The organism is Vibrio sp. Of14-4 (genome assembly GCF_022347625.1).
In the GTDB taxonomy this organism is placed as follows: domain Bacteria; phylum Pseudomonadota; class Gammaproteobacteria; order Enterobacterales; family Vibrionaceae; genus Vibrio; species Vibrio pristinus.
In genome coordinates, this window is record NZ_JAKRGI010000010.1 from 95,747 (window position 1) to 113,528 (window position 17,782).

General features: G+C 40.0%; 20 protein-coding genes. 15 read left to right on the forward strand and 5 right to left on the reverse strand.

Going from position 1 to position 17,782, the window contains the following annotated elements; translation table 11 throughout:
- Positions 1–10 precede the first annotated feature (10 nt).
- From pyrD to rmf, 7 genes are all read left to right on the forward strand, one after another.
- Positions 11–1,021, forward strand: coding sequence for a quinone-dependent dihydroorotate dehydrogenase (pyrD, locus tag MHN79_RS11400; protein WP_239172996.1), 1,011 nt, complete (start codon positions 11–13; stop codon positions 1,019–1,021).
- A gap of 178 nt (positions 1,022–1,199) precedes the next feature.
- Positions 1,200–1,751, forward strand: coding sequence for a cell division protein ZapC (locus tag MHN79_RS11405; RefSeq protein WP_239173122.1), 552 nt, complete (start codon positions 1,200–1,202; stop codon positions 1,749–1,751).
- A gap of 515 nt (positions 1,752–2,266) precedes the next feature.
- Entirely contained in the window at positions 2,267–4,390 is a 2,124-nt protein-coding gene (rlmKL, locus tag MHN79_RS11410) for a bifunctional 23S rRNA (guanine(2069)-N(7))-methyltransferase RlmK/23S rRNA (guanine(2445)-N(2))-methyltransferase RlmL (RefSeq protein ID WP_239172997.1), read from the forward strand.
- Between the two features lie 10 nt (positions 4,391–4,400).
- Positions 4,401–4,643 (forward strand): glutaredoxin family protein, encoded by a 243-nt coding sequence (locus MHN79_RS11415; RefSeq protein ID WP_239172998.1) that lies wholly within the window; start codon positions 4,401–4,403, stop codon positions 4,641–4,643.
- Positions 4,621–6,540: an ABC transporter ATP-binding protein gene (locus tag MHN79_RS11420; RefSeq protein ID WP_239172999.1), complete on the forward strand. Its 1,920-nt coding sequence runs from the start codon at positions 4,621–4,623 to the stop codon at positions 6,538–6,540. The genes MHN79_RS11415 and MHN79_RS11420 overlap by 23 nt, the downstream gene beginning before the upstream one ends.
- A gap of 6 nt (positions 6,541–6,546) precedes the next feature.
- Positions 6,547–8,181, forward strand: a complete 1,635-nt coding sequence (locus tag MHN79_RS11425) for a DUF3466 family protein (protein ID WP_239173000.1) — start codon at positions 6,547–6,549, stop codon at positions 8,179–8,181.
- Between the two features lie 163 nt (positions 8,182–8,344).
- Positions 8,345–8,518, forward strand: coding sequence for a ribosome modulation factor (gene rmf, locus MHN79_RS11430; RefSeq protein WP_114785731.1), 174 nt, complete (start codon positions 8,345–8,347; stop codon positions 8,516–8,518).
- A gap of 72 nt (positions 8,519–8,590) precedes the next feature.
- On the opposite strand, the gene fabA is transcribed toward rmf, so the two are convergent.
- The gene (gene fabA, locus MHN79_RS11435; protein ID WP_239173123.1) at positions 8,591–9,109 is read right to left on the reverse strand and encodes a bifunctional 3-hydroxydecanoyl-ACP dehydratase/trans-2-decenoyl-ACP isomerase; all 519 of its coding nucleotides are present in this window, start codon (positions 9,107–9,109) and stop codon (positions 8,591–8,593) included.
- Positions 9,110–9,200: 91 nt separating this feature from the next.
- On the reverse strand, positions 9,201–10,844 hold the full coding sequence (locus MHN79_RS11440) for a Lon protease family protein (RefSeq protein WP_239173001.1): 1,644 nt from the start codon (positions 10,842–10,844) through the stop codon (positions 9,201–9,203).
- Positions 10,845–11,012: 168 nt separating this feature from the next.
- Here MHN79_RS11440 and matP point away from each other — a divergent pair, with 168 nt between their 5' ends.
- Positions 11,013–11,459, forward strand: coding sequence for a macrodomain Ter protein MatP (gene matP, locus MHN79_RS11445; RefSeq protein WP_114785729.1), 447 nt, complete (start codon positions 11,013–11,015; stop codon positions 11,457–11,459).
- Between the two features lie 10 nt (positions 11,460–11,469).
- Positions 11,470–11,781, forward strand: coding sequence for a DUF3634 family protein (locus MHN79_RS11450; RefSeq protein ID WP_239173002.1), 312 nt, complete (start codon positions 11,470–11,472; stop codon positions 11,779–11,781).
- A 103-nt stretch (positions 11,782–11,884) separates the two neighbouring features.
- On the opposite strand, the gene MHN79_RS11455 is transcribed toward MHN79_RS11450, so the two are convergent.
- Positions 11,885–12,067: a hypothetical protein gene (locus tag MHN79_RS11455; RefSeq protein ID WP_114785727.1), complete on the reverse strand. Its 183-nt coding sequence runs from the start codon at positions 12,065–12,067 to the stop codon at positions 11,885–11,887.
- A 609-nt stretch (positions 12,068–12,676) separates the two neighbouring features.
- Here MHN79_RS11455 and MHN79_RS11460 point away from each other — a divergent pair.
- On the forward strand, positions 12,677–13,450 hold the full coding sequence (locus MHN79_RS11460; RefSeq protein ID WP_239173003.1) for a transporter substrate-binding domain-containing protein: 774 nt from the start codon (positions 12,677–12,679) through the stop codon (positions 13,448–13,450).
- Between the two features lie 85 nt (positions 13,451–13,535).
- Positions 13,536–13,847 carry a hypothetical protein gene (locus MHN79_RS11465; RefSeq protein WP_114785725.1) on the forward strand — a complete coding sequence of 104 codons (312 nt, stop codon included), beginning with the start codon at positions 13,536–13,538 and terminating at the stop codon, positions 13,845–13,847.
- An 11-nt stretch (positions 13,848–13,858) separates the two neighbouring features.
- Here MHN79_RS11465 and MHN79_RS11470 read toward each other — a convergent pair whose 3' ends face one another.
- Positions 13,859–14,191, reverse strand: coding sequence for a hypothetical protein (locus tag MHN79_RS11470; protein ID WP_239173004.1), 333 nt, complete (start codon positions 14,189–14,191; stop codon positions 13,859–13,861).
- A 239-nt stretch (positions 14,192–14,430) separates the two neighbouring features.
- On the opposite strand from MHN79_RS11470, the gene MHN79_RS11475 reads away from it, so the two are divergent.
- Positions 14,431–15,438 carry a substrate-binding domain-containing protein gene (locus MHN79_RS11475; protein ID WP_239173005.1) on the forward strand — a complete coding sequence of 336 codons (1,008 nt, stop codon included), beginning with the start codon at positions 14,431–14,433 and terminating at the stop codon, positions 15,436–15,438.
- Between the two features lie 13 nt (positions 15,439–15,451).
- On the opposite strand, the gene MHN79_RS11480 is transcribed toward MHN79_RS11475, so the two are convergent.
- Positions 15,452–15,991, reverse strand: a complete 540-nt coding sequence (locus tag MHN79_RS11480; protein ID WP_239173006.1) for a DUF2726 domain-containing protein — start codon at positions 15,989–15,991, stop codon at positions 15,452–15,454.
- Between the two features lie 257 nt (positions 15,992–16,248).
- On the opposite strand from MHN79_RS11480, the gene MHN79_RS11485 reads away from it, so the two are divergent.
- From MHN79_RS11485 to MHN79_RS11495, 3 genes are all read left to right on the forward strand, one after another.
- Positions 16,249–16,776 carry a Dabb family protein gene (locus MHN79_RS11485; protein ID WP_239173007.1) on the forward strand — a complete coding sequence of 176 codons (528 nt, stop codon included), beginning with the start codon at positions 16,249–16,251 and terminating at the stop codon, positions 16,774–16,776.
- Positions 16,777–16,975: 199 nt separating this feature from the next.
- Positions 16,976–17,119 carry a hypothetical protein gene (locus tag MHN79_RS11490; RefSeq protein ID WP_239173008.1) on the forward strand — a complete coding sequence of 48 codons (144 nt, stop codon included), beginning with the start codon at positions 16,976–16,978 and terminating at the stop codon, positions 17,117–17,119.
- Between the two features lie 137 nt (positions 17,120–17,256).
- Entirely contained in the window at positions 17,257–17,706 is a 450-nt protein-coding gene (locus MHN79_RS11495; RefSeq protein WP_239173009.1) for a DUF302 domain-containing protein, read from the forward strand.
- Positions 17,707–17,782 lie beyond the last annotated feature (76 nt).

Consider the following 17,782-nt stretch of genomic DNA (forward strand, 5'->3'; position numbering starts at 1 on the left):
CGGAGGCACAATGCTTTACCGTCTAGCCAGAGCTGGCTTTTTTCAACTTGATGCCGAAAAGGCACATGATCTCGCAATCGAAAACTTCAAACGTTTTACTGGTACTCCTCTCGATCTTTTATATCGTCAACAACTACCCAATCGGCCGGTCGAATGTATGGGTATTTCATTTCGCAATCCAGTAGGCCTTGCTGCAGGCTTAGATAAAAATGGTGAGTGCATAGAAGCTTTTGATGCGATGGGATTTGGGTTTGTTGAGGTTGGTACTGTCACACCTAGGCCTCAGTCAGGTAATGAAAAGCCGCGCCTTTTTCGTCTAGTTGAAGCCGAAGGAATTATTAACCGAATGGGATTCAACAACCGAGGAGTCGATAACCTTGTAGAGAATGTCAAGAAAGCAAACTTTAATTGTGTTCTAGGTATTAATATAGGAAAGAATAAAGATACACCAATAGAGAAGGGAGCAGAAGACTACCTTATTTGTATGGAAAAGGTGTATCAATATGCTGGATATATAGCGGTCAATATTTCTTCTCCAAATACTCCAGGGTTACGTTCACTTCAATATGGTGAAGCTCTAGATGATCTTTTATCTGAACTAAAACTAAAGCAGTCAGAACTTGCGGAAAAACATCATAAATACGTGCCATTAGCACTTAAAATTGCTCCGGATTTGAGTGACGAGGAAGTAACGCAGATATGTGATTCTCTGATCAAAAATAATATTGATGGGGTGATTGCAACAAATACAACTCTTGATCGCAGTATTGTCGAGGGAATGAAACATGCTAATGAGGTAGGGGGACTAAGTGGTCGTCCTGTTCAACTAAGAAGCACAGAGGTTGTTCGCCTTTTACATCAGAAACTTAAAGATCAAATTCCCGTAATTGGAGTAGGTGGTATTGATTCTTATGTGGCTGCAAAAGAAAAAATGATGGCTGGAGCACAACTAGTCCAAGTGTATTCTGGATTTATCTACCATGGACCTAGTCTTGTTCGTGACATAGTGAAAAATTTATAAAAGACACGATGTGACGCCGTCACATTAAAATTAAGAATATTTAACTCGTTTTTTACAGAGGAAATGACATGTCATTTCCTCTTTTTTTTCAATAGATAGTACATAAAATTTGATAAGCAGTACTTAGAGTAGGCGACAGCACACTTAAGAAGATTGAAATTTGGACGAGATGGTTATGATACTTAAACCGAGCGATAAATGGACTTGGTACTATGATGATGCGGAGCAGCATTTAATGCTCGACTTAGGTGACGACATCATATTCAGAACCAACCTGTCAAAAAAATTGATCGTGGATTGTGCAATTGGTATCAACGAGTTCTCAGTTGACGATGCATCTGCATTCCAAACTTACAGAGAACAAATATCTCTTCTCAACCTTTCGGAACCCAGACAAGCAGAACTGGCTCTATATTGTGCAGCAGCTAAACGTTTTCATAAGCCAGTTCAACCAAAGAGCTGGTTTTTCAATCCAGCTAGCGATGGTGGCTACACGCCTGAAGAGGGCGATTTTGTACAATTATCGAACGATTATAGTGAAGGTTACTTTATCGTTTTAGAAGTAGGGGATAGTGCAAGTCTGTGCTCGCTCGTCTGTCAAAATAGGTTTATCTTGGATGGGGTAAAATCACTCAAATTTGGCCAAGCGATTAAAGTAATGCATGACAGAATGTCTACTGCGAACCATACTCTGTCAAATGGTGTGCACGCCATCGCCCTCGTGAGTTAATATACTTGTTCCCTTCGTTTATTCCGGTCGGCTTATTGCCGACATTTTTTTAATCTACGATCACAAATAGGTTATTTTTCTCCTAAATAATCACTAATTTTGTTAGCAAAAATCTTTTCTTTGTCATTACTTTTAAGTGATAAATCATCATTTATTCCTCTATTAGCGTCATTTTGTCATTAAATTTCAGAACCATAAGGTCCTGGTATATACCAATTTGGAAATGAATAAATATACATTCGTGTGATGCACTATTGATGTGATGTTAGTTGAAGGAAGAGACAGCTTGAATTAAAAGTAAGTTGAAGATGCTGACAACTTTTCGTTGGTATCTCACAGATACTATCTATGTTAAAGCATTTGACCTTCAGTAAACGCGTAGCGGATGTGCAGAAATTTATGAGCAAGTTTCATGCGATCAGGGATTTCATTACAATATTTGGGCGGAATTGGCTAACTATATAGCCGCTATACAGGTATAATCCTTGGTTGATTTCCATTTATCTAAGAACACTATGCATCAATATCTTGCGGTTACGTCCAATGGGCTAGAAAACCTGTTAGTTGAAGAGTTAAGTAGGCTAGGGATAGACAACGCCAAGCCAGTTCAAGCTGGAGTGAAGTTTAAAGCTTCTAACGAACAAATTTATCGCTGCTGCTTATGGAGCCGTTTAGCTTCTCGGTTTGTTCGCGTACTCTCAGAGTTTACTTGTAATGACGATATGGATTTATATCTCGCAAGTTCAGCGGTCAATTGGGTTAAACACTTTAACAGTTTCAACAAGTTTATCGTTGATTTTAAAGGAACTAACCGAGAGATTCGTAATAGCCAGTATGGTGCGATGAAAATTAAAGATGCTATCGTTGATACGTTTAGCAAAAAAGGCTTACCAAGACCATCGATCAGTAAAGATCGGCCAGATCTCAGGGTTCATGTACGCCTCCATAAAGATAAAGCATTGCTTGGAATAGATATGGTTGGTGGGGGATTACACCAACGAGGTTACCGAACTGAATCAGGTAAGGCGCCTTTAAGAGAAACACTTGCAGCAGCGATTCTTTTGCGCTCTGGTTGGGATATGAAAACACCGCTGTTAGACCCGATGTGTGGCTCAGGCACAATTGTTATTGAAGCAGCGATGATGGCAGCGAATATCGCACCGGGAATAAAACGTGAGAAGTTCAGCTTTGAAGTATTAGAAGATTTTGAGTCAGACGTATGGCTACAAGTAAAAGCAGAAGCCTCTGTTCAAGCGAGAAAAGGTGTCAATAAACTTGACGCTAAGATTTATGGTTATGATAACGACCCGCGTGTAATTCAAACTGCTAGAGATAATGCGCGCAGGGCAGGTGTTGAGTCTCTTATTTGTTTCGAGGTGGGAGATGCAGCTGAGCTGAAGCGACCAATGGATTTCAGTTCTGGTACGATTGTGTCTAACCCTCCTTACGGTGAAAGACTCGGTACTCACCCTGGTTTGATTGCGCTTTATACCGCCTTTGGAAATCAACTGAAATCAGAGTTTAAAGGTTGCAGCGCTTCAATTTTTTCTAGTTCGGACGAGTTGCTTAGCTGTTTGCGTATGAGGGCAGACAAACAGTACAAACTTAATAATGGTTCATTACCTTGTCAGCAAAAGAATTACCATATTTCTAACAAAGAGCGCTCAATCGATGGTGACGCTGTAACTGATATGGTTGTTGCTCCTGATTTTGCCAATCGTTTGAAGAAAAATATCAGTAAGATTGCAAAGTGGGCCAAAAAAGAGCAACTCGATTGCTACCGAATTTATGATGCAGATCTTCCTGAATACAACGTAGCGATTGATGTATATCTAGACCATCTAGTGATACAGGAGTACGCTGCACCCAAAAATGTTCCCGAGGAAAAAGCGAAGCGTCGATTGACTGATATTATACGTGCTTCAATTCAAGTTACTGGGACTCAGGCTAATAAGGTCATTTTAAAAGTAAGAGAAAAGCAGAAAGGGCGCTCCCAGTACCAAAAGCTATCTCAACAGTCACAGACCATGAACGTTGTTGAATACGGAGTTAATTTGATTGTCAATTTGCACGACTATCTTGATACTGGTCTGTTCCTTGATCACAAGTTAACTCGCAGAAAAATTGGCCAATGGGCGGCGGGCAAAGATTTTCTAAATTTGTTTGCGTATACCGGTTCTGCCACTGTTCATGCTGCTTGCGGTGGCGCCAAGTCGACAACAACGGTAGACATGTCGAATACTTACTTAGAATGGGCTCAAGAAAATATGCGATTGAATGGTCAAATAGGCCGCCAACACAAATATGAGCAAGCAGATTGCCTGCAGTGGCTTGAAAATGCAAACTCTCAGTTTGACTTAATTTTTATTGATCCACCGACATTTTCAAATTCCAAACGAATGCAGCAGACGTTCGATGTTCAGCGCGATCATATTCAGTTAATGACAAATCTCAAACGACTCTTGCGTCCTGAAGGAATGATTGTTTTTTCTAACAACAAGCGCCAGTTTAAAATGGATATCGATGGAATAAGAGAGCTAAAGCTTGAGGCAAAGAATATTTCTTCACAAACTTTGCCACTCGACTTTGCTCGTAATAAGCATATACACAACTGCTGGGTAATTTCGCACAGTGACTAACAGGACTTCAATGATTACCTTATATAGCACAGAAGGTTGCCACCTTTGTGAAATGGCATTCGCGCTCTGCCAACAACTAGGAGTAGATCATTTGATTCGTATCATCGATATTGCGACCAACGATGAGCTATTTTCACGTTACGGCGTCACAATACCAGTGCTAAGTATCGATGATAGAGAGCTTGAATGGCCATTCGACGTACAACAACTACAACTATGGTTAAACAATAATGGCATTACTTACCATAAATAGTGGGCTATTAGCTTACGGCGATCGCCCTCTGCTTGATAAAGCTGACTTTTCACTTCAAGAAAATGAACGCGTATGTTTAGTGGGCAGAAATGGGGCAGGAAAGTCGACATTAATGAAAGTATTGGCGGGAGAAGTCACTCTCGACGATGGTAAACTGACTATTACACAAGATGTCACTGTTTCACGTTTAGAACAAGATCCACCACGTAATCAAGAAAGTACGGTTTTTGATTTTGTAGCCGGAGGGTTATCAGAAGCTGGAGAACAGCTTAAGATCTATCAAGATCTCCTCGATCTAGTGGCCAATGAGCCGACAGTTCAAAACATTAATAAACTTTCTCGAGTACAAGAGCAACTGGAACACTCGGGGGCTTGGCGTTTTGAAGACCGCATCAAAAATGTATTAGGTGCTCTTCAGCTAGACGGTCATGCTAACCTGACTGATTTGTCAGGTGGTTGGCAGCGTAAGGCTGCACTAGCAAGAGCTTTGGTTTGTGATCCAGATGTGTTACTACTAGATGAGCCAACTAACCACCTTGATGTAACGACGATAGAGTGGCTTGAAACATTTCTTAAAGATTTTCGTGGTTCTATTATCTTTATTTCACACGATCGCGCTTTTATTAAATCTATGGCAACACGAATCGTCGATCTAGACCGTGGACAACTTGCGTCATTTCCTGGTGATTATGACAATTACCTTGTTGAAAAAGAAGAAATGCTACGCGTAGAAGAGATGCAAAATGCAGAATTCGATAAAAAGCTAGCACAAGAAGAAGTGTGGATTCGACAAGGTATCAAAGCACGTAGGACCCGAAATGAAGGTAGGGTGAGGGCGCTCAAAAAGCTTCGCGAAGAGCGTAAAGATCGTCAAGATGTTCAGGGTAAAGCGCAAATCCAAATAGATGATGCCTCTCGCTCCGGAAAGATTGTTTTCGAGGCAGAAAACCTTTGCTTTGATATTGATGGGAAATCGATTGTTAACAATTTTTCCTTCAATATCATGCGTGGTGATCGTATCGCACTTATTGGTCCAAACGGTTGTGGTAAAAGTACCTTACTCAAACTTTTGTTAGGGAATTTAAAACCTGACTCTGGTAGGTTGCATTGCGGCACAAAATTAGAAGTTGCCTACTTTGATCAATATAGAGAAGTTTTAGATCCTGAAAAATCTGTCATCGACAACTTGGCCGATGGTAAACAAGAGGTCATGGTTGGCGGACGTCAGCGACATGCATTAAGCTATCTTCAAGATTTCCTTTTTGCCCCCAAAAGAGCAAGAACTCCTGTTAAAGCTTTATCTGGGGGTGAAAAAAATCGTCTACTGCTTGCTCGTATCTTATTGAAACCTAATAATTTACTAATATTGGATGAGCCGACCAACGATCTCGATATTGAAACATTGGAACTTTTAGAGGATTTACTTGCCAATTATCAGGGTACGTTACTTTTAGTCAGCCATGACCGTCAGTTTGTGGATAACACGGTAATGACCAGCTGGATTTTCGGAGGTGAGGGAAAGATAGAAGAGTTTGTAGGTGGTTACCACGACGCACAGCAGCAGCGAGAGCAAAGCCGTAAGGTACGCAGCAGCGCGCAAATATCGGTTCCTACTAAAACAGACCAAGATCAATCTGCTAAAACAAAACCAGTATCAAGTAAGCCTAAAAAGTTATCTTATAAACTTAAGCGCGAGCTTGAAGAACTACCAGCAAAATTGGAACAGCTAGAGGCTGATATAGAGTTAACCCAAGAGAAGGTCAATTCTCCAGAGTTTTTCTCAAAGCCAATTGATGAAACACAACCTATTTTAGATTCGCTTGCTGCTTTAGAGCAGGAGCTTGAAATTGCTTTTGAGCGTTGGGAAGCGTTAGAAGCAATGCAACAGGAAAGTTAATACCAAATGAGCAAGACTATTTTTAAGCTGTCATCTGTTACTCTGGCCCTGATGGGCTCTTTTTCCGTCAATGCTGCCATTTACAATATTGTAGAGATCGATGAGTCCAAAGATAACACCCACGGATTAGGTGGTTATACAACAGAGTACTACGGTACTGCAGTTGAGCAAGGTACAAATCCTAATGCAACCCTTGGATGTTTCGGTGGCGCCTGCACTAGCGCTGGATTTAAAATCTCAGCAGAGACCCGTAATTGGAAAGAAGGGATAAGTTATAGAGAAGAAGTACCATTTGCAATGGATAACTCCTTTGTTTACCCCGACAGTCAGTCAGAATTTGAGAGCTATTGTAACAACGAGCTGGGATATAAGACATGTTCATCTTGGGCAGAAGAGAGATGGAGTGGTTATCAGAATGAGCTTAACGGAAATTACGCTAATTCAATAGCATTCGTTGAAGGTTCCAGCCGTATTAGCGATGATAATGCTGTAATAAATGATCTAGAGGGTACCACGCCGATTGGAAACAAAAGAAATGGTACAACCAGAAATGTGGCGTTTGTAGGAACCACAGATTTAGTTATACCGAGTGGCGCTATTGAAACTAAAGCATGGAAATCCGATGGTACATATACTGTCGGTAGTATTTTACGATCGCAAGCAACTAACGATAATGGAACCCGCTCTATTTCAAAGGCTGCGATATGGAATAACTCTGGCGCGTTACAAGGTGAGCTAAATTTCGGTAAAGATGGTGTTACTCAGAATGGTAATACTTTAGGGCAAGCAAGTATCAGAGACTTTTATGTGTCCGGTACTGATTTTTGGGCGGTAGGCTACAATACCTATGCAAACCAAAGAATGGATGCGACAGTATTTAAATTAGATACTTCGGATCTATCTCAATTTGTCAGCAGTAAGCAGGTTTCCGGAGCTACAGGTGGCTCAGAGCTTATATACAGCAACTCTGTTGTTTCAGCTTTAAATGAGAACTTTGTCGCTGTCGGAAGTGCTAAACGTTCGGGAGGGAAGCCAGAGAACGGAGTATCACAAAATCGACTATTCTATATATCCGATATTCGAAACTCACCAACGGCCAATTATTTTAGTGGCGGTATTTTTTTCTCCAACGCTGGCGGTACTATAGGCTCAATCAATAAATTTAATGAAGTGGTTGGGAGTATTGACATCAGTAGAGAACGAGAGAGGGATGGAACGGAGAGAGAAAAGAGGGGCTTTATCTATCCACTTGATGAGACTGGCACAGAGTCAACTCGTAGAGCGATCTTTGATAACAAAGCCTGGATACTGGATGATTTGACCAATGATGGTGTTGTCTCTTCCAACAATAATACATACCGTATTCTCGAAGCTACAGATATCAATGATGCCGGCGTTATTTCTGCAACAGCGAGAAAGTGTGAAAATGGTTATGATACGACAGAAATGGATTCTTATTGCCAAGGCGGGAGAATAGGAGTCGAAACCATGGTCGCGGTTAAACTTATTCCAATCGAAAATGCAACAAGTGCTGATATTCAATCTCGTAGCTATCGTTCAGCAAACATTGATCGTCAAGGTGGTGCATTAGGTTGGTTTGCTTTAGTAGTCATTGGGTTACTAGGGTTCCGTAGAAAGTAAACAAAATTTCCTTCTTAGGCACAGGTTCAATTTTTTGGATCTGTGCTTTTTTACACCTTGAGAAAGGCGAAAATTTGAGCGATCCTTATGTGTGGGGTAATAAAAACTCCACAAAAAGTTAATAGTAGTACGTTAGAAAAACGATATGTATGAGGACGACACTATGAAGAGACAAAAGCGTGACCGCATGGAGAGGGCTCAATCACAAGGGTATAAAGCTGGTCTAAATGGCCGCTCTACGGACTCATGTCCATACCAACAGATGGATGCTCGCTCTCATTGGCTTGGTGGTTGGCGCGATGCCAGGGAAGATAGACACTCTGGTCTCTACAAATAAAATTACACAATCCACATACGAAATAAAGCCCCAATTATTGGGGCTTTTATTGTTCTTAACTTAAACGATCTTTTAAAAAGAAGAGGTGTCTTGGAAGAGACCCACTTTTAGGTCTTTAGCTACATATATTTCTTTACCATCAACCAGAACACGCCCGTCAGCAAGGCCCATAACTAATTTGCGGTTAACGACTCTTTTCATATGAATTTCGTAGGTGACTTTCTTTGCCGTCGGTAGAATTTGCCCGGTAAATTTGACTTCACCAACACCTAAAGCTCTACCTTTACCTTTACCGCCAATCCATCCAAGGAAAAAGCCAACCAATTGCCACATTGCATCTAAACCCAAACAGCCAGGCATTACAGGGTCACCTGGAAAGTGGCAATCAAAAAACCAAAGGTCTGGAGTAATATCAAGCTCTGCCAGAATTAAGCCCTTACCGAAATCACCTTCAGTTTCAGACATTTTAGTTACGCGGTCCATCATCAGCATATTAGGTGCTGGTAACTGTGGATAGCCTGGGCCAAAAAGTTCACCTTGGCTAGAGGCTAGTAGATCATCACGGTTATAAGAATCACGTTTGTTTTGCATCATCAATCACTCCAAATTTTGATAGCAGCATCTTAGTGAACAGGTGTACGCTAAACAACTCCGATCAGTATGAATACGAACAATGTTTGCTCTAAACGAACCAGTTTTTGATGCGTTCCACAATTCCTAGTGGATGTTCATGTTTTTCATAGGTTTCTATTCTTTGGGCTATCTTATGAATGACGCTCGATTCATCATCACCACGAAAAGGTTTGCCCATAATGATTGGTATCGTCTCATCTACAGTCTCAACTGACCAGATATGAAACTCGTTACTTTTAATGCTAGCAACAACTTCTTTATTTAATGCGAGGTGTTTCAAGTTAGTTTTGGGAATAATAACACCTTGTTTACCTGTAAAACCTTGATGCTTACAAACTCGGTAAAACCCTTCAATTTTTTCATTGAGTCCACCTACAGCTTGAACTCGCCCAAACTGATCAACAGCACCGGTCACCGCAATCTGCTGATTAATCGGGTACTCAGATAAAGCACTAACAAAAGAACATAATTCCGCTAATGTTGCACTATCGCCATCTACTTCACAGTATGATTGCTCAAAAACGACAGAAGCGGAGTAGGGAAGTGGCTCTTCGAGCTTTAAAGCACTTGAGACAAAAGCCTGCATTATCATCATGCCTTTAGCGTGGAGGTTTCCTCCAAGTTCCGCTTTACGTTCAACGTCAGAGATGTCTCCATCCCCAAAATGTATTACACAGGATATTCGAGCCGGCTCTCCATATGATAAAGGGTGCCCTGATACATCAATTACCGTAAGTCCATTAACCTGACCAATGCATTCACCCTGTGTTTCAATGATCACTTGTCCATCTAAAATATCAGAGAGTGCTCTCTCTGGTAGATATGACTCTCTTTGATACTTAGCTTCAAGGGCTTTATCGATCGCCATCTCATCGATAATGTCACCATTTGTATTTAAACGGGCTTCTTGAAAAATAGATAGATACCACAATGGCTCTATCGGCATATAACGTTGATCTTCGCTATATCGTGCTCCTGCAACCATTAACCTATGTATTGCTTCAAAAGACAGCGAGGGTAGATCAAACTCTTTAACCAAGGATGATAAATAGCCCAGGTATTGCTTTATAGATTGCTCGGTCACTGCAATGTCATGTTCTATTTCTGTATAATTAGCGATGCCACGATAAAGATCTTCATCTAAGAAATCCAAATCAGCAATTTGGTCGCGATTGCCGACGACGATGAGTTTTAGTGACCAAGAATGTACAGGGATTTGGCTAGCAATATGTTTAGGGGTGACAGAAACAGGGCTGAATGCCTGACCCAAGAAAATAGATTTAAAAATCGGCCAACTACTTGGATTCGCTAGTAAGGTATTTGCAGATATTATGAGAAAACCATCATTCGCTTTTTCAATCAACCCTTGAGTTTTACCTGTAATTTCACCAGTTTCGTTGCAGGAATACGTACCTAGTAAATCACCAATATTGATACTTTCTGTGCTAAGGACAGGTTTATCAACCAATTTTGATAAACACCTTTGAATGCTGGTGCGATAAAAAGCATTGTCGGGAGAATTAACAATCAGAATTCGGTTAAAGCCTTGTGTAACCGCAACTGTCGAAAGGGCTTGCTTAAGACGTGGCTGTATATCTAGAAAATTGACTTCGGGTAAACTTTCAAAATTGGAAATTACGTCATCAAACTCTGTATATTGCGGTGTAACTGCTTTCCAGCTTTCTTGATTCATCTGCGCTATTCATCTTCTTGGTAAGGTTCCGAATTATATAAAAAACCACTCGGGATTACACTGCAAATTTATCTAATGATCTAAGTCGATTAATTCTATAATTGATATTGTAACTCACAAAGAGCTGGGTTACGCTGTAACTATAGTTGAAGTGGAACTAACCTAACCATGAAATACCAACAACTTGAAAATTTAGAATGTGGCTGGAAATGGAACTATCTGATCAGCAAATGGAAAAATGGAGAGTCCATCACACGCCATATCGATTCTAGCCAAGCTATTGCGGCCGTAAACGACCTACAAAAGATCGAGTCAGACCCAACAAAAGTACTTCAATGGATTGAACAGCATTTATCCGAAGAATTGGATAACAAACTCAAGCAAGCGATACGCGCGAAACGCAAGCGTCATTTTAACGCTGAGCAAGTGCATACTAAGAAAAAGTCGATAGATCTTGATTATCGTGTGTGGGAAAAGTTATCTAACCGCGCCAACGAACTTGGTTGTACCTTGTCTGATGCTATTGAATACTTATTGTCTGAAGCGTCAAGAAGTGAGAAGGCAAGTAAAGCGGTAAATAGTTTAAAAGAGGATTTGAGTAAACTGTTAGACTAAGGGAGAAGACATGTTATATGTAATTTTGGCTGCTGCAATACTGGTTTTTTGGCTCGTGGCAGTGGACAGGCCTGTATTACTTATTCACTTTAAATCGGGACAGATATCTAAACAGAAAGGGCATTTTCCGGCAACGTTCAGACATAATGTCATGGATATCGCCAAGCGTACCCCATTTGATGGTGAAGTAAAGGTTTATCAACAAAGAAGTGGGACAAAACTTGTGTTTTCAAAACACATACCGAAAGCCACACAGCAAAGAATTAGAAACGTATTTCCACATCAAAGCTTTCTTTCGAAAGGAAAGCGGCACTCACGCTAATTTATTTACTTTTATTGACCACACGTAGATCTTATGAGAGCTGCATTAGTGGTCTGTTAGCGGCCATTTATTTGAAGGTCGCTAACGGGTTGGCCATTTCATGCTATGACTCAATAACTATGTCTGAATCCTCAGTTGTGAATAAGTGGGCTTTGTTTTGTTTAATTAGCTGAGCAGCATACGAAGGTGTTACTGCGTGTAAGTCGCCTTTAGCTCTCAAAGTGTATGCTTCCCATGCTTGATCTCGATATTTTCCAGTCTGAGTATATTGAATAAGTACTTTCATCTCGACCTCTCTTGTTAACTAGTAGTGAACCTATTGTTAACAATACTGCTATAAGTCTTTCGATACACCTGCTAAAACTGCAACCTAAGATTAACTATAGTTACAGACTTAGTGGCACGAGAATCGCAACTGCATTACAGATTTAGATGTTTTGACAAATTTACCTCTATCGATATACAAAGTTGTATTTTATGGCCGTTACATTTTTTAAATGACTGATTTTATGAGCCAACCGCCACTTTAAAACACCATAAAAACAAACATCAAGTTAAAAAAAACACAACAAAATATACAAATAGAAAACACTTAAATACTCAATTATCCATAACTAGCACTAATAACTCGAAATTTATCACATACATGGTAAATCTATGTTTCATAATACAAAAATTTTGTTAACTTGTTCACGCTTTGGGTGTTATCCCAAGCCTTACGTTTGCTGTTTCGGGTAACAGGCCGGCTCTTCTGGAGCCGGTTCTTTTTATTTTACCTTTATAAAAAAGTGGTATGTTGCAATAGGGATAATAGAAACTCATCGAATGGTACTAACAAGTATGGCTAAAGTTTTCTATTCTTTGGTAGGGTATTATACAAACGAAAATAGTGAGTATGACGCGTTTAACTTCGAACCTATGCATGTTTGTGTTTCTGATCCTTCCTGTCGAGGTATGGTCTGTATCTCTGAAATTGGCCTATTCCGATATTGAATCTTACCCATTCCAATTGGGTAATGGAACGAATGTAGCCAAACCTCCTGGACTTGCTCTTGATGTACTGAACCATGTGGGCAAAATCTTAAATCTTGATATTGAGTATGTTCGTCTGCCCGGCAAGCGGGTATTAGAGGAGGTTTCTGCTGGAAACGTAGATGGTGGGTTTATCTTTTCCTATAATACTCAACGTGCTCAATACGCTCGTTATCCAATGAAAGAGGATAAGCCGGATGGTACAAAGCGTATCGCCACGATTGGATATTATTTCTATACATTGGAAGGACAAGCTGTGGATTGGGATGGAGAGCACTTTGCTCAATCTGATTATAAAATTGGCGCACATCTTGGGTATTCAATAGTGAAGGACTTGCAGAATAAACAGCTTAAGGTTCATGAAGTAAAAACAACTGAGCAGCTGTTTAGTATGCTAAAACTCGGGCGACTGCCTGTTATCGCTGTACAAGATACTATGGCTCAACAATTTCTCTCAGTTCAGGGGATCACGAATATAGAGCAAGTTAATCCAGCGATAAAAACGAAAGACTACTTTTTAGTATTAAGCGAACAGTTTCTAGAAGCTAATCCTCAAACAGCGAAAGACATTTGGGATCAGATAGAAGTAGTACGAGACAGTATTACTAGGCAAGCAGGGCCAAAATATTTCAACTGACTTAAAAGTTTCTTGATTATTGTGACTATTATGTTCACACAGTAATATTCATTACCTGTGAAGTGGAAATGCAAAAGGAAAATTAATGAAGGTCAACGTCATTGCAAGTACAGCTCTGTCGCTTATCGCCGCTTCGGCTTTAGCCGCAAATAATCCAAACATAGAATTTATCAGTAAAATCTCATGTAAAATGGGAGGTTGTACTTTGGTTTGTGTGACTTCCGATGGGAAAAAAGATGTGAAAGCACGAGAAATAAACAATGCCGAAATCATTACTTATAAAAGTGGTACAGTCCAGCATAACTTGGTAATTGGATTTCAAAAAATGATCGTCACTTCTCCATCTGGCACAGAGTCTTGTTCGCTAAACAACATCGACAAGATAACAACACAATAAAGAGTGTTGGTTTATACATGAATCTTGGGTAGGGATGTTCCGGATTGAGTATCAATCATACCTTGTATTTCTTCGACAAAATATTTGTGCTCTTGATAAAAAGCCTCCCCACTGGTCACTGTTTGATTGACCGCGTCACAAACAAGATCTGGGTTAGAGCTAGGTAACAAAAAGCCTGCATTTTCTTGTCTAACTTCAACAAGCAAATCACCCAGTGCCATCAAGTTATTCAAGATTGTATCTTCATCTAGCCCATGATTACGCATAAAGTTTTCCCAAATCCAAATAATTAAGTGGTCTTCGCAAGCGATTGTCTTGCGACTTGGAGGTGTTTTTACGTTCATTCACATTTACCTTAAGCAGGGGCTAGTCATGAGTAAACCAGCCATATAGCGCTAAGAGTTGAGATATACTGGGACTCTATCAAAAGAATTGAATATCAAAAAGCGATCATTACTCATATTCACATTCATGACAATACCCTGACATGCAGATTGATCTTTATTCCAAACCTCATCGTTATGGACTAAGGTTTATGAAGTTAATACAAACTTTATCTAACTAGATGACAAGGTTTAGCATCATGCTTGGGATGAAATTTGCTGTAGTTTTATGTCTGTCGTTGTTTATGGTCAAAACGGTAGGAGCCAAACAATACAAGTTTGCTGTTGTCCCCAAAGAAGAAAATAACCCATTTTTTCAAGCTAGTAGAGAAGGGTGTGAAGCAGCAGCGAAAGAGTTGGGGAATGTAGAGTGCATTTTCCGCGGTCCCAAAGGTGTTGATGTTCGCAAACAAGACAAGATCATTGCCGAACTTGTTGCAGAAGGAGTAGATGGTATTGCGATTGCTGTTGCTCAGTCAGCATTCATTCTAGATAACAGTATGAAAAAGGCACTCTCTGCTGGCATTCCAATCGTAACATATGACTCGGACTTTGAAACAGAAGCTGTTACCCGCAATCCCAATTTAAGAGCTGCTTATATTGGCACTAACGATTTTGAACTCGGAAAAGCCTTAGGTGAAGCGTTGAAAGCTGAAATGCCAAATGGAGGTAACGTGATAGTTCAATCTGGTCGCTCTGACTCTCCAAATTTAAATCTGCGGGTTATGGGGGTGCGCTCCGCTTTATCTGGCAGGGAATACGAACATTCACCGGGCAAGCGCTTGATGGGACACGAAGGTTGGACGGAGCCAACTAAACCACTTTACAATTTTGGTTCTTTTGAGCAGGCGTTGGAGGACCTAAAAAATGTACTCAACTCATATAAACAAAGAGATATCCATGCGGTTGTTGCGGTTGGTGGGTGGAGTCAGTTTCTAACGACTTACCGCAATGTTGTCGAACCATACAAGCAGGCTATAAGCGACAAAGAAATTATTATCATCACTGCAGATACCGCCGACGAGCAACTAGTGTATTTAAAAGATGGACTTGCTCACGCAAACGTTGGTCAAAACCCTTTTGAAATGGGCAGACAAGCGTTACTCACTCTTTATAAGCTCGCCACCCAAAAACCAGTGGAAGAAATACAATATATTCCAATGACGTACTGTAATCAGGAAAACTACCAGACCTGTACTAAAAATTAACGAATCATTACCTTCAGCGCGTCGCGAACATTTTGTTAAGCATTGCGTGTTCTCCATAGAGTACTTTCTCTATTTCATCGTAGTCATATGATTTCTCGATACAGAAACGCTTTGTTGTTAAACCAGCAGTCTTTGCCGCTTTCTCGACATAGTTTTTTATTTCATTACTCGTTTTTTTCTTATCACTGTCTAACTGTATGAGGGTCCGTATCTCTAATGTAATAGGATCACAAAGCACGAAATCAACATGTTTTCGAGATAATTTGTTATAAGCTCTCTGCCTATCACCACCGCTATATAGGCCTTTTCTTGGCAACATTAAATCGGCAGCGCTGACTTTAGTAAAAATCACATCTCTACCTTTTACAACGACGGATAACGCGCGGTAAAACTCGAGCTCCTCCGGACTTGCAATTGATGCACGCGAGTCATATTGGTAAGTCACAGGCATACTTGATTGAGAATTATCTATTGGGATTTGCTTAGTTCGGGTAAACAACGAAATGACAAGAATCACAGCTGCAACAAAGACAATAAGAATAAGTAAAAGCATGACTTCTATTTCCCAACTTAGTTTAAAACCTAATAAATGTGGTTATTTAAACACCTTTAGTTATGGTCACCAATGCATTTATAACCCAAGTTGCGGTTATTAAATATCGCTCAAAATAAGACATAATTTTAATAAGGTTTTTATAGCTAGTTCTGAAGCAGTTTAACGAAATAAGAGTCTTTTTTAGCTAGAGTGAAATTATTGATACGAATGCCAGGTCACTAACGTGTCTATGTAATAAGTTGAGGAAAACTCGGATGAAAAACACTTTGGCTATAACTATTTTGAGTACATTTTCTTTTTTCAGTCTCGCTCACACGACCTCTAATCAAGATGAATATGCAAGCAGCCCTAAAACCATTCCAGTAGAAAGTTATGCGAATGAAACTAAATCAGACTATCTAGAAGGCACAACAAGACACATCGTGCTTTTTGATCTAAAAGATGATGTGACTCAAGCACAGAAAAAAGAAATTATTGACCGCTTTCTTGCTTTGAAAAGCTCAAAGCGTGATGGCAAACCCTACATAAAAAACATTGAGGTAGGTTCAGGGAACATAAGTAAAGAAGGGCAGGGAAAGGGTTATGACTTGTCATTTACTGTAAGCTTTGCGTCAAAAGGGGATCTCAACTATTACGTAGGCACACCCGCAATCTCTGACCCTAAATATTTTGATGCTAACCACCAAAAGTTCAAGGACTTTGTCGGTCCGTTTTTAAAAATCGAAAAAAATTCCGATGGAAGTAAATATGTCGGAGTTTTGGTATTTGATTATCAACTATAGCGCCAATGAATATAACATCATCAAGCTGAGATCGCAGCTTGATGATAAATTGCGTTATATTTTTTAAATTTAGTTTCAGCACATGTTTAATCAGTGATCTTTATCCAAGTCGGCGATGGCATACATTTAGGGAGCTACTGTTTAATGATACTAGTGTCCTTAATATTTCATACCAATAAGAAAGTGAGGATGTATATCTATGAAATTACTTAAAATAATCGCCATCTCAGCATTGTTAACCAGCTCTTACTCTTTTGCTCAACATTCTACGAGTAAAGATGGAAGTATCATTAGAAGTGAAACGACTTCGTTTGCTGCTGGGCCTTGGGATAGGATCAGTTAATTCGATTAAGCATAATAGAGCCAGAGAAATCTGGCTTTTGTGACTGAGTAGCTTAGGTTGAAAATCGAGCATTGCGTCCAAGTATAATTCAGGTAATGCTAAGAGTTCAAAGTAGAAACTATCTAGGGAGTTAATCTATGTTCAAAGTTGCAACTATCTTGTTAAGTGCCAGTTTGTGCTCAATTTCTGCATTGGCAGAAGACAGTATTATTAGACTGTCAAGCCAACATTCAGTGTCCAAAACAGCGGATCAATTTGTCACTACCATTCAAGAAAAAGGATTTAACGTTTTCGCCAGAGTGGACCATAAAACTAATGCTGAAAAAGTCGGTATGGAACTTCGACCTACACAAGTGGTTATTTTTGGTAATCCGAAAGTCGGCACAAAGCTTATGCAGTGCAGTCAAGAAGTCGCTATAGACCTTCCACAAAAAGCGCTCATTTATGAGGATGAACAAGGTAAAACTTGGATTGCCTATAACAACCCTATGTATTTGAAGGATCGTCATGGTATGAAAGGCTGTGACCAAGTCCTGGCAAAAATAAACGGCGTACTAAACAACTTGGCAAGCCAAGCAGCCAAGTAACCAATTATGTGAAGTTGAATTAAAAGGCTAGTGAATGATTAGCCTTTAATTTATTTGAATTAGCGTTCAGACGTGA